Raw genomic sequence first — 11,930 nt, 5'->3', positions numbered from 1 at the left:
CTATCTACCAGTAGATAATATTCAGGACATGGAAGCCACTGCTCCGCCCCAGCAAGAAAGCTGAAGCAGGAAAGAGGATCCAGCGCAACACCCGGGGAATCCCCGTTTTTTTGGGCCAACCAGTCTATCTACTAGTAGATAACTACCAGAAAGAACGAAGGCTTCCAAAGCGTACCGATTCGATTCCGCCCCAGCGCGGATCCTCAAAGTGAATGGAGAACATCATGACCTCGAACCTCTTCGCCAAGACCCTGATCACCGCCGCCGCCCTTGCCGCCGCCTTCGTTGCCGGCACCGCGCAGGCCTCGGGCCCGAAGGACAGCAGCTTCGCCGGCGACAAGTACGGCTATGTGTTCCGCAGCGCCACGCCCGACGCGTTCACCGACGGCGCGCGTAGCGGCAAGGCCGACCCGTTCACCGACGGCGCCCGCGTWGGCAAGGCTGACCCGTACACCGACGGCGCCCGYATCGTCGCCGGCCTGGACCGCACCGGTGTGTCGGCTTCCGCGGCCCGCAGCGTGGATGCCTATACCGATGGCGCCCGCAGCGGCAAGTTCGACCCGTTCACCGAAGGTGCCCGAGTCGGCAAGGCTGATCCGTACACCGACGGCGCCCGTATCGTCGCCGGCCTGGACCGCACCAGTGTGTCGGCTTCGCCGGCCCGCAGCGTGGATGCCTATACCGATGGCGCCCGTAGCGGCAAGTTCGACCCGTTCACCGAAGGCGCTCGTGTCGGCAAGGCCGACCCATACACCGACGGCGCCCGCATCGTCGCTGGCCTGGATCGCACCGGCGTGTCGGCTTCGCCGGCCCGCAGCGTGGATGCCTATACCGACGGCGCCCGTGCCGGCAAGTTCGATGTGTTCACCGATGGCGCCAATGTCTGAGCGCAGGCAAGCGCGGGAACGGGATCGCCAGGGCGAGGAGCCGGTTCGCACCGGTTCCACCGCCTGAACGGCGACCGGGGCAGGGAATGAAACAAGGTTAGACATTTGAATGGGAGTGCATCATGAACCTACGGGACAGCTTCCTGATCCTGGCTGGCTGGGTGGTCCTCTGCGTGGCCAGCGGCTCTCTGATCACGGTAGTGGCGCAAGTGCTGCCGGCTTGAGTGAGCGTTGAGCAACTTGTGCGAATGCACACGAATTTGGCTTGAGGATCTATCAATAGATAGATAAGATCTCGCTATGAAAACGCAATCCGTACGCGAACAACTGCTCGAACACACGCTGGTGCTGATCCGCCGGCGCGGTTTCAATGGTTTCAGTTACCGCGATCTGGCCGATCTGGTCGGGGTCAAGACTTCGAGCATCCACTATTACTTCCCCGCCAAGGACGACCTTGTGCTGGAGGCGGTAAAGGAATACAGCGCCCGCATCTCGGAGCGGCTGCGTAGTGTGGATTCGTCGCTTTCACCGCGCGAGCAGGCGGAGGGTTACCTCAATTTCCTGCGCACCGCGGCCTGCGGCGACCAGATCTGCCTGGCAGGCATGTTGTCCACCGAGACGCTATGCCTGCCGGAGTCGGTCCATACCGAGCTCAAGCAGTTCTATCGCATGAACGAAAACTGGCTGATGGGCCTGATCTAACGCGCCCAGAGCGAGTACGGCAAAGTCTACCCGGTGACGCCCCGTGCGCTGGCGCAGGTGATCTACGGTGCGCTGCAAAACGGCTTGATCGTTGCGCGCTTGTTCGGTGCGCCCGAACGGCTGGAGTCAGCGGCGGATCTGTTGATGGCCTCGGTGTCCGAGTAAGCACGCCGGCACATGAAAAAGCCGACCCTTCGAGGTCGGCTTTTTGTTTGGGCGATGCAACCGATGATCCGCCCGGAGATCCGCCGCCGCATCAGCCCGGCGCGTCCGCCACTACCTTCCAATGCTCGCCTGACTCCTGCGCGCGGCCGTCCCGCGCCAGCTTGAGCAGGTGCGCCAGCAGCGAGCGCTTTGCCACTGGCAGCATGCGTTCGGGCACATCGTCGTAGACCCGCAGGAGCAGGGTGTCGATATCGGTTTCCCCCAGGTCGCGCAGCGCGTTGAGCACTTTGGCTTCGCGCTGCATGCGGTGACGGATCAGGGTACGGATGGCATCGGCGGGCCTGGGCATCAGGAAGCCGTGGCCAGGGGCGAGCCATTCCAGGTCCTCATTCTGCAAGGCTGCCAGCGAGGCCAGGTAAGCGTGCATATCGCCGTCGGGCGGATTGATCACGACGGTGGAGCCCTGCATTACGTGATCGCCGGTGAACAAGGTCTTTTCTTCTTCGAGCAGGAAGCACAGGTGGTTGGACGCGTGCCCCGGCGTGTGGATCACCCGCAGCGTGCAGCCATTGCCCAGCGACAGGCGCTCACCGTGCTCCAGGATGCGCCCGGGCTGGAACGTCTGGTCCTGCCGCGACGTCGGCGGGGCGGGCCGGCCCAGCACCGGGGCGCCGGTGGCGGCCTTCAGCCGGGGCGTCGCCGGCGAGTGGTCGATGTGCGTGTGGGTGGCGAGGATCCAGCGGATTGGCCCGGGCGCGGCTGCCAGCACGGCGGCTACATGGGCTTCATCGTCGGGGCCCGGATCGATCACCGCCCACTCGTTGCGCGCGGGATCGCCCACAAAGTAGGTGTTGGTGCCGGGCCCGGTCATGACGCTGCCATTGTTGGCGGTGACGCGCCAGACGCGCTCGGACAGGCGCACAGCGACACCTGGCGCCAGTTCGTAGCGTGCATGTCCTTCGCCGTGCGGGTCGATGCGCTCGATCTCCGCATAGGCTGCCTCGCTCGGCAAGACGGGGCGCGGGCCGCCGCTGCCTTGGGCCAGGCGAGGCATGATGCGCGCGATGTCGCGCAACTGCGCGGCATGGTCAAAGCACGCTTGCGCGGTGTCGAAACGAGCAATGGACGCGAGCGTGCGCCGCGTGACGGGCACGGTCTTGATACCGCTTGCCGGGTCGATGGCATCGCCGGGGCGCACCCAGATATGCTCCATGGCCTCGTCGCCATCGTGCGCGGCGGTCTGCCCTGGGGGCGCCACGGCGACGAAGAAGCGCGTGTCGAAGCGCTTGGGCAGGCCGGGCGGCGTCAGCCAATGGCTGTGGTAGGCCAGGCGGTCCACCGCCAGGCGCACATTCAGGCGCTCGCACAGCTGCGCCATGCCCGGGCCGCCATGCCGGGCAGACTGCCGCAGCCAGTCATGCTGCGCCGCGTCGAGGGTATCCAGCGCGATCAGCTGGCCACCGGCATCGCTGGCAAATAGCAGGCCGGCTTCCTCGAAGCACTCGCGCACGGCCGCCAGGTAGAAATCGAGGCCTCCGTCCGGCAGCTTGAGGCGCTGGCTTGCCGCGGCGTCGTCCAGGCCGGCGCAGACATCATGCAAAGCCCTGTCCTGGGGATCGAGCGTGCCGCCGGGAAAGACAAAAGCGCCGCTGCTGCGGTCGTCGTTGCGCTCGGGGCGCCGCACCAGCAGCACTTCCATGCCGGCCGCGCCATCGCGCACGACCAGGATGCTTGCCGCGTGGCGCAGGGAGGTGGATCGGGATCGCAAAGGGGGGGTGCTTCCGCTCTGTTCTTGTTCGCTCATGTGGGGCGGGTTCCTGATTGACTGGCTGGGTTCAGGCGATAGTGTAGCGGCATCGCCCGGCTATGCCACCGAGGGAAAGCGAGACAGGAAAAGGGCGCTACCGATACGCGGGTAGATACGGAGGTGCCGCGGCAGCCTTGGAACGGCGCCGGCCATTAAGATGCTGGCATCACCCCGCCCGCTGATCTGCCGCTGTGTCCGCCGAGGGGGTGAGAAGCAGCGCGCACTGTTTGCGGTGCTGCAAGCCGTTTCGGCCCGCCTGAGATGCAATACATGCCCGACGTGCGATAGGCGCCGGGTGGGGCGAAACCAGACAGATACTGGGGGAGACGCCGATATGAACCGAAAGGGTCTGCTTGATGCAGCCGCGGTACTGGAAGACCTGGCCGCCGGCCTGCAGCCGGACCGGAACCGCCTGGTGGCGGGCGCGCAGGCGCTCGAGACCATGCACGCCGATCACCCGTCGTGGCGCGACATGACCGACGCTTCGTTCGGGCTGCAGGCACTGGCCGCGGGCGGCGCGCTGGACCTGGACCAGAAGGGGCGTGCGCGTGCCGCGCGGCTGGCGGAAGTCATCAGAAGCCTGGTTGATTCCTTGTAGTCCGCTGGCCCGCCGCCGCTGCCGGCTAGGCCAGCGAAAGGACCACCAGCACGGCGCCGGTCATGGCAACCAGGTCCTCGATCAACGCTGCCGGCCGGTCCCGGCCAAACGCTGCCGCAAGGCGCGCGCGAATGGCCGCGCCGCCGAGCGTGCCGATCACGGCGCCAATGGCGCCAAGGATGGCACCGCCCGCCAGCATGCCGCCGCCCGCCCCGATCGCCGCGCCGGCGAGGGCGCCCGTGAGAATGCGTGCGCCGAACTGCTGCGGCACCTTGCGGCTCGGCGTGGCGGGCAGCTTGTCGGTGACAAGCTCGGCCAGCGCCAGCACGCTGAGGATCCAGGGCGTGAACCGGTAACCCATGAAGGCCAGCCAGTTGCCTGACAGATCCAGCAAGCCAAGGCCGGCCGCCCAACTGACGGCAGCGGGCGCCGTCATGGCGCGCAGGCCGGCCACGATGCCGATGAACAGCGAGAGCAGGTAGAGCGTCATGGAGTCTGTCCTCGATCAAGGTTGACGAATGGCGCAAGCCACGCCCGGTGCGCTGGCGCGAACCGGGGACAACGCAGATCCGGACTGCAATCATTCGTCACCCGACCCACGTCCCATGCACAAGGACCGGGGGACGGGATCGCCTCGAACGGGCCGCGCGACGAGCTTATGCTGGCGCCTTGCGCCGGCCTGTGCGCTAGCCCACATGCGGCGGAAGTGCGTCCCGTGGAAGAAGGGACGCCCCGTCTTCACAACATTGTCTCGACCTGCGCGAGCAGCTTGCCCAGGGCGCGCTCCATCACGGCGCGTTCCTGGGCGGTGAGGGCGGACATCAACGTTTCGTGCCGGCCGGAAGCCACCCGCATGATCTTCTCGTACAGCGGCTTGCCGGTCGCGGACAAGGAGATCAGCACCGCGCGGCCGTCGGTCGGAGACGGTTCGCGCTTTACCAGTCCCTGCCTGATAAGGTGATCGGCCGCGCGGCTGGCCTGGCTCTTGTCCAGGTTGGCGAAGCGCGCGAGATCGATCACCAGGAAGGGGCCGAATTCGCCGATGGCGGCGAGCGTCCGCGCCTCGCTCAGCGACAGGCCCAGTTCGTCTGTGTATGCCCGCGCGATACCGCGGTCGAACTGCTTGACGATGCGGTGCAGCCGATAGGTGGCGAAGTCGGAAAGCGACGGCTTGGGGCTGGTCATGGTTAGCAGGGCCGGGTAGGGCAAGGCGGGCAGTATGCCTGCATCGTCGTCATTCGGGGAGAGCGCCGCTGTGCCCGCCGAAGCTATCCGAGACCTCCCGCAGCAGTTGCGAGGCATCCGCGAAGCCAGCATGGCGGCTGAGCGCCAACAGTGCGACCCGGGCCAGGTAGAGGGAAGCATCGCGCTCGCCGAGTGCTGTCATGCGGTAGCACATCGCCGTGTAGATTTCATCGAGTTCGGTCGGGGTCATGGTGGTTTGCATACGGTCCTCCGTCTTTCCGCTTCAATCGTCTTGAATCGTGTTCAATCTTCTTCAGTCGATTCGCATGGCCAGGGCGATGGCATCCCGCACATCGCTGGCGCGGGCATGCTTCCAGCGCCCACTCACATAGCCATCGGGGCGGACCAGGTACAGCGTGCCGTCGGTGGCGTCCAGCGCGCGCCGCACGGCATCGTCCGGATCGGCCAGCCTGCCGGCCGCCGGTGCCGCGCCGGCAATCAGGCGGCAGTCCAGTTCCAGGCCATCCGCGCATAGCTCGCGCAACCCTGGCACGACGGCGTCCGGATCCTGGCCGGCGCCGGCAAAGCAGAAGGCGGTGAAGCCCGTGCCGAGGCAGTGGAGCAGCGAAGCCGGCATGCCCTGCGCGTCGAGCACCGGCATGTCCGGCAGCGCGGCGCCCGGCGCTGGCCCGGTGGCGAAGGCCGGGTCATCCGCCGCGGCGATGGGCGAGTCGGCAAAGGTGGCGGGGCTCGTCTGGCGCGGGTTGATCAGCGAGCGCAGTTCCGCATGCCTGGCGGACAGCCCCAGTACCGCTTCGCGCATCAGGGTGAAAGCGGGCGAGGGCGGGGCCATGAACTCTGTGCTTTTGGCGCCAAAACGCATGTTCTCGCGCGCGGCGGCCACGCGCTCGCTGGAATAGGACGGCAGCAGGCCGTGCGAGGCCTTGCCGCGCACGGCTAGCGCAAGCTTCCAGGCCAGGTTGAAGGCGTCGTCGAAGCCGCTGTTCAGGCCGCGCACGCCGAAGATGGGCACCAGGTGCGCGGCATCGCCGGCAAAGAGCGTGCGGCCGTGCACGTAGTCGTCCAGCGTCAGGCACTTCGCGTTGTAGATCGATATCCACAGCGGCTCCCACGGCGCGGTGACGCCCATCATCGCCAGGTGGCTGGCCACGCGCGGCAGCACGTTTTCCGGCTTGACCGCCTGCTCCGCATCCTCGTGTTCGCCGACCTGGTAATCGATGCGCCAGACCTTGTCCGGCTGCTGGTGCAGCAGGATGGTGGAGCCGGGGTTGGACGGCGGATCGAACCACGCCAGCCGCTCGACCTCGCGCGGCGCGTCGATGGCGATATCCACGATCACGTAGCGCCCCTCATACTGCATGCCGCGCAGCGACAGCCCCAGCGCATCGCGCACGGCGCTGCGGCCACCATCGGCGGCCACCAGCCAGTCCGCGCGCACGGTGTAGGCGGTGTCGCCCGCTGCCACCGCCAGCGTCACGCCGCCGGCGTCCTGCGCGACGCCGGTGACGCGGTTCTGCCAGCGCACTTCGATCAGTCCGGGGTAGCGCGCGATGGCGTTCAGCAGGTATTGCTCGATGTAGTACTGCTGGATATTCACCATCGGCGGGAAAGCCTGCCCGGCCTCGTGCGGCATGGTGAAGTGCAGCACTTCCTCGTTGCGGTAGTAGCTGCGGCCGCCGGCCCACGCGAGCCCTTTGCCGAGGACCGGCGCGACAACGCCGAGCGCATCGAGGATTTCGAGCGAGCGCCGGGAAATGCAGATGGCCCGGCTGCCTTCGCAGGTGCCGTCGTCGGCCTCCAGCACCACGCTGGGGATGCCGTGGCGGGCCAGAGCCAGCGCAACCGCCAGCCCGACCGGGCCGCCGCCGGCAATGACGACCTGCCGCGGCGCATCCGTGCCATCGGGGTTCAGCACCGGCATGGATGCGGCGTGGACTTCGCGCTGGTACATGTCTTGTCTCCTGGTTGTGTGCGCAACCAGTTCAAGATATACCAAAATGGTTGCGGGCACAACCAGATTGCCAAGGCCTGCGCGGAAGGCGCCGCTTAGAATTCGACCATCGCAAAGTCCTCCTTGCCCACGTCGCACAGCGGGCAGCGCCAGCCGGCGGGGATGTCCTCCCAGCGGGTGCCGGGCGCGATGCCTTCTTCAGGCAGGCCGGCGGCCTCGTCATAGACCCAGCCGCAGATGATGCATACCCATTGCTTGAATTCGCCGGCGACGGCAGTGGCCGAGGCAGCCTCAATGGGCCTTGCTGTGTCATCTGGCCCGGTTTTATCCGCCTGCGCCGGCTCGTCCAGGCTGAAGACAAGCGGCGCCGACGTGCCTTGCCCGCCGGCGGCCACGCGGGCCTGCAGCAGCGCAAGGAGCTGTTGCGTCTCTTCCGCCGTCAGGTCGATCCAATACGGATCGCCCGCGCCGTCATTCAGGCGGTCAGGGGAAAACTGGATCTCTACTGCGGTGCCTTTTTTGTACATGCCAATGAAATTGGGGTTGCGCCGGGGGCGTAGTGTCGCTCAGGATGCTGGTCAGCCAGGAAACAGCACGCCGGCGAGCCATTGCCGGAAATCGGCAACGACATCCGCATTCAGTTCGTGGCCGATCGGGTAGCGCCGGGTCTGGTGCGCAACGCCCAGCGCATCCAGCCACTGGTCAGCGCGTTCCGCCCAGCCAACCGGCAGTTTGTTGTCGAACTCGCCGTGGGCGATGAAGGCCGATAGCCCGGCAAGCGCCTCGCGCGGTGCGAGATGCGGCTCGATTTCCGGCAGGATGCGGCCGCTGAGCACGGCAAAGCCGGCGACGTCGGTCGGCGCGCTCAGGCCGACACTGGCGCTGAGGATGCCCCCCTGGCTGAAGCCGGCGATCACCGTGCGCGCGGGCAGGGCGCCATCCTGCGCGCGCAGCGCGCGCACCAGCGCAATCAGTTGCTGGCGGCTGCGCTCCGCCTGGGCGGCGTTGATGGCGGGCGCGCCGCCATGGAAGCTGACCTCGAAGAAACCATACTGGTCCGGCGCAAAGGTCAGCGGGCCTTGCACCAGTACCACCTGGACACGCGGATCGATACGCGTGGCCACCGCCGCGAGGCTGGTCTCGTTGCTGCCCACGCCGTGCAGAAGGAGCAGCCGCGCTGCCGGCGTCGTGTCCGGCACCGCGTTGCGCAGGCGATAGCGCAGGCCCGTTGCGGCGTCCTGGGTCAGTGGGCTGATGTCGTTGCTGGTGGTGTTCATGTCATCTCGGGTCTGGTAACGCTTGCCTTGAAGGAGCGTGGCACCGGTCAGGCCGCCACGGGTTGGTCGTGCCGGTATTGGCCGATCACATAAGATTCCATCGACAGGATGCCGTACGTAATGCCGCCGTCGATCACCTGCAGCGGTTCGCCCGCCGCCGCCGCGCCGATGGCCACCAGCAGCGGCAGGAAATGCTCGTCGGTCGGATGGGCGCGCTCGGCGTGCGGCGCCAGCCGCCGGTAGTCGATCAGCGGTTGGACATCGCCATCGCGCATGGCGTTGCGCGTGGCCTCGCGCACCCATTGGGTGAATTGCGCCACATAGGGCGCATCGCCGCCGCCGTGGCCGCGGAACTCGTAGAGGTTGTGCGTCATGCTGCCGGAGCCGACGATCAGCACGCCCTGGCCGCGCAGCGGCGCCAGGGCGCGGCCAAAGGCCAGCGCGCCCGCCGGGTCCAGCGGCTGCGGCAGCGATACCTGGAACACCGGCACCTGCGCCTCGGGATACAGGTGCCGCAGCGGCACCCACGCGCCGTGATCGAGCCCGCGCTGCGGGTCCGGACTGGCAGGGTAGCCGGCCTGCGCAAGCAGTTCCGCCGCGCGCGCGGCCAGCGCGGGGTGTCCGGCCACGGGATAGCGCAACGCGTACAAATCGCGCGGAAAGCCGCCGAAATCGTGAATGGTCTCGGGCAGCGGGCTTGCGGTCACGCGCACGCCGCCCCGCGTCATCCAGTGCGGCGAGACCACCAGCACCGCCTCGGCGGCCGGCAGCGCGCGGCCCAGCGCGGCAAGTTGCGGGCCGGCAAGGCCCGGCTCGATGGCGAAGGTGGGCGCGCCATGGGAGACGAACAGTACGGGAAGAGGAGTAGCGGCTGACATGGCGGAAGTCCCATCTCGAAAACTTCCAGTCTATTGATTCGACTGGCGATGATAAATAGCCTTCATCGTGATATATAGTCCCGGTAATCGAGACAATCAGGCGCAAGCCGACACGTAGCGCATGGACCGGGCCCTGGAAATGAGTGTGTTTGCCGCCGTAGTCGAGGCCGGCAGCTTTATCGGCGCGGTGGAAGGCCTGCGCATGTCCAAGGCCGCAGTCTCGCGCCATGTGGACGCGCTGGAGCAGCGCCTGGGCGTGCGCCTGCTACAGCGCACCACCCGCCGGCTGTCCCTGACCGAGGAGGGGCGGATCTTCTATCAGCGCGCCAAGGAGGTGCTGGCCGCACTCGACGATGCCGAGTCCGAGATCACCTCGCGCACGCAGGAGCCCAGCGGCCTGATCCGCATCAATGTGCCGCTGACGTTCGGCATCATGCATCTCGCGCCGCTCTGGAGCGCATTCATGCAGGTGTATCCCCAGGTCGACCTGGACATCACCCTCAACGACCGCGTGGTGGATCTCGTCGATGAAGGCTACGACCTCGCGGTGCGTATCGGCGACATGCCAAGCTCCGCGCTGATCAGCCGCAAGCTGGCCAGCACGCGCATGATGCTTTGCGCATCGCCCGCCTATCTGGCGCGGCACGGCGCGCCAGCGCATCCGCAGGAACTGGCGAAGCATCGCGTGCTCGCCTACACCAACTGGTCCGGCCGCGACGAATGGCATTTCGATGGCCCGGACGGCAAGGTAAGCGTGGGCACGCGCGCCCGTGTGTACACCAACAACGGCGACACCTGCCGCGCCATTGCGCTGGCCCATGGCGGCATCATGCTGCAACCGAGCTTCATGCTGCAGGAAGACCTGCGCAGCGGGGCACTGGTCGAACTGATGCCCGAATACCGGGCGAGCGAACTCGGCGTGTACGCGGTCTACCCGACGCGCAAACAGCTCCCGCTCAAGGTGCGCCGGCTGGTGGATTACCTGGTGGAGGCGTTTCGGGATGTGTCGTGGGGAGACGGGGGAGAGGGGGGAGTAGGGCGAGGCGGCCTGTCACGCCCCCTCGCTAGCGGCCCGATTCGCTGAAGCGGCGGGACGCCGCGTCCGCGCGAAACACCAGCGGCGCCTCGTGCGCCGTGGCCTGCAACTGGCCGTGGGCGGCAAGGCGTCCGTGCAGGACGACTTCGCGCACGGTGGCGTGGTCCGGAGATTTGTCGCAAACGGGATCGGTGCGGTTGGCATCGCCCGTCAGCAGGTAGGCCTGGCAGCGGCAGCCGCCGAGGTCGTTCTCTTTCTCGCCGCAGGACCGGCACGGCTCCGGCATCCACGCGGTGCCGCGATAGCGTTGGAAAGCATCGCTGTGGTACCAGATGTCGTGCAGCGATTGCGTGCTCACGTTCGGCAGGATGAGGCCGGGCAGCATGCGCGCGGCATGGCAGGGCAGCGCGGCGCCGTCAGGCGATATGCCGAGAAACACAGAGCCCCAGCCGTTCATGCATTTCTTGGGCCGCGTCTCGAAATAGTCCGGCACCACGAACAGGATGCGGCAACGCTTGCCGATCCTGGCGCGGTAGGACGCCACTACCGCTTCGGCTTCGCGCAATTGCGCTTCGGTCGGCATCAGCGCCAGCCGGTTCTCCCAGGCCCAGCCGTAGTACTGGGTATTGGCCAGTTCCAGGTATTCGGCGCCCATATCCAGCGCCATGTCGATGATGGTGCCGACGTGGGCCAGGTTATGCCGGTGCAGTACGCAGTTGAGCACCATCGGGTAGCCATGCGCCTTGATCCGTTTTGCCACCCGCTGTTTCAGGTCGAAGGTGCGGGTGCCCGACAGGAAGTCGTTCATCTCGCGCGTGGCGTCCTGGAACGAAAGCTGGACATGATCGAGCCCGGCCGCGCGCAGCGCGCCCAGGCGCGCGTCCGTCAGGCCCACGCCGGAGGTGATCAGGTTGGTGTAGAAGCCCAGTTGCCGGGCATGGCCGACCAGTTCTTCCAGGTCGTCGCGCACCAGCGGCTCGCCGCCCGAGAAACCAAGCTGGGCGGCGCCGAGCGCGCGTGCTTCCTCCAGGACCCGCCGCCATTGCGCGGTGTCGAGTTCCGGGCCGTAGCGTACGTAGTCGACCGGGTTGGAGCAGTAGGCGCAGTGCAGCGGACAGCGGTAGGTCAGCTCCGCCAGCAGCCACAGCGGCGGACCCGGTTCAGACGAGCCAGCCGCGTTCGCAGGCATGTTCGACAAAGGTGCGCACCTCGGGGGCAATGCCCTGCACGCCGAAGGACGTCTGCAGTTCGTCGATCAGCATGTCGAGCGTATGGGCGCCGTCGCAGCGCTGCAGGATGGCGGCGGCGCTGTCGTTCAGCTTGACCATGCCTTCAGGATAGAGCAGCACCCATGCCTTTTGGGCCTCTTCCCATTGCAGGCGATAGAGCGTGTCGAGCCGTGGCATGGCGGGAGCGGTCTCGG

The 11,930-nt window shown here is 67.1% G+C and carries 13 protein-coding genes and 1 pseudogene; 4 read left to right on the top strand and 10 right to left on the bottom strand.

Annotation, left to right across the window (positions count from 1 at the left end):
- Positions 1 to 224 precede the first annotated feature (224 nt).
- Positions 225 to 887, top strand: coding sequence for a copper resistance protein CopQ (locus tag AC1DT6_RS34810; RefSeq protein WP_441634051.1), 663 nt, complete (start codon positions 225 to 227; stop codon positions 885 to 887).
- Positions 888 to 1,187: 300 nt separating this feature from the next.
- A pseudogene (locus AC1DT6_RS34805) lies at positions 1,188 to 1,754 on the top strand (TetR/AcrR family transcriptional regulator).
- Positions 1,755 to 1,845: 91 nt separating this feature from the next.
- On the opposite strand, the gene AC1DT6_RS34800 reads toward AC1DT6_RS34805, so the two are convergent.
- Complete coding sequence (locus AC1DT6_RS34800; protein WP_441634049.1) at positions 1,846 to 3,558, bottom strand: MBL fold metallo-hydrolase; 1,713 nt, start codon at positions 3,556 to 3,558, stop codon at positions 1,846 to 1,848.
- 337 nt (positions 3,559 to 3,895) lie between these two features.
- On the opposite strand from AC1DT6_RS34800, the gene AC1DT6_RS34795 reads away from it, so the two are divergent.
- Entirely contained in the window at positions 3,896 to 4,159 is a 264-nt protein-coding gene (locus AC1DT6_RS34795) for a hypothetical protein (protein ID WP_035872706.1), read from the top strand.
- 25 nt (positions 4,160 to 4,184) lie between these two features.
- On the opposite strand, the gene AC1DT6_RS34790 is transcribed toward AC1DT6_RS34795, so the two are convergent.
- The 7 genes from AC1DT6_RS34790 to AC1DT6_RS34760 form a co-directional block, all read right to left on the bottom strand.
- A complete protein-coding gene (locus AC1DT6_RS34790) occupies positions 4,185 to 4,649 on the bottom strand; it encodes a DUF4126 domain-containing protein (RefSeq protein ID WP_477104567.1) in 465 nt (154 codons plus the stop codon).
- 248 nt (positions 4,650 to 4,897) lie between these two features.
- Positions 4,898 to 5,344 carry a MarR family winged helix-turn-helix transcriptional regulator gene (locus AC1DT6_RS34785; protein ID WP_441633551.1) on the bottom strand — a complete coding sequence of 149 codons (447 nt, stop codon included), beginning with the start codon at positions 5,342 to 5,344 and terminating at the stop codon, positions 4,898 to 4,900.
- A 49-nt stretch (positions 5,345 to 5,393) separates the two neighbouring features.
- On the bottom strand, positions 5,394 to 5,606 hold the full coding sequence (locus tag AC1DT6_RS34780; RefSeq protein WP_082095261.1) for a hypothetical protein: 213 nt from the start codon (positions 5,604 to 5,606) through the stop codon (positions 5,394 to 5,396).
- 51 nt (positions 5,607 to 5,657) lie between these two features.
- Positions 5,658 to 7,316, bottom strand: coding sequence for an FAD-dependent oxidoreductase (locus AC1DT6_RS34775; protein ID WP_441633549.1), 1,659 nt, complete (start codon positions 7,314 to 7,316; stop codon positions 5,658 to 5,660).
- A 95-nt stretch (positions 7,317 to 7,411) separates the two neighbouring features.
- Positions 7,412 to 7,843: a rubredoxin gene (locus AC1DT6_RS34770; protein ID WP_477104566.1), complete on the bottom strand. Its 432-nt coding sequence runs from the start codon at positions 7,841 to 7,843 to the stop codon at positions 7,412 to 7,414.
- A 51-nt stretch (positions 7,844 to 7,894) separates the two neighbouring features.
- Positions 7,895 to 8,593, bottom strand: a complete 699-nt coding sequence (locus tag AC1DT6_RS34765) for an alpha/beta hydrolase (protein ID WP_441633545.1) — start codon at positions 8,591 to 8,593, stop codon at positions 7,895 to 7,897.
- Positions 8,594 to 8,640: 47 nt separating this feature from the next.
- Positions 8,641 to 9,471 (bottom strand): dioxygenase family protein, encoded by an 831-nt coding sequence (locus AC1DT6_RS34760; protein WP_441633543.1) that lies wholly within the window; start codon positions 9,469 to 9,471, stop codon positions 8,641 to 8,643.
- Between the two features lie 121 nt (positions 9,472 to 9,592).
- Between AC1DT6_RS34760 and AC1DT6_RS34755 the strand changes: the two genes are divergently transcribed.
- Positions 9,593 to 10,555, top strand: a complete 963-nt coding sequence (locus AC1DT6_RS34755) for a LysR family transcriptional regulator (RefSeq protein WP_441633542.1) — start codon at positions 9,593 to 9,595, stop codon at positions 10,553 to 10,555.
- Here the strand turns inward: AC1DT6_RS34755 and pqqE are convergent.
- Both pqqE and pqqD read right to left on the bottom strand, forming a co-directional pair.
- Positions 10,536 to 11,696 (bottom strand): pyrroloquinoline quinone biosynthesis protein PqqE, encoded by a 1,161-nt coding sequence (gene pqqE, locus AC1DT6_RS34750; RefSeq protein ID WP_441633556.1) that lies wholly within the window; start codon positions 11,694 to 11,696, stop codon positions 10,536 to 10,538. The genes AC1DT6_RS34755 and pqqE overlap by 20 nt on opposite strands.
- Entirely contained in the window at positions 11,668 to 11,913 is a 246-nt protein-coding gene (gene pqqD / locus AC1DT6_RS34745; RefSeq protein ID WP_035872850.1) for a pyrroloquinoline quinone biosynthesis peptide chaperone PqqD, read from the bottom strand. The genes pqqE and pqqD overlap by 29 nt, the downstream gene beginning before the upstream one ends.
- Positions 11,914 to 11,930: the final 17 nt, after the last annotated feature.

It is taken from the genome of Cupriavidus sp. 01L45, from assembly GCF_056399885.1.
The sequence above is the reverse complement of the archived record's forward strand: the minus strand, read 5'-3'. Positions and strand labels throughout refer to the sequence as shown.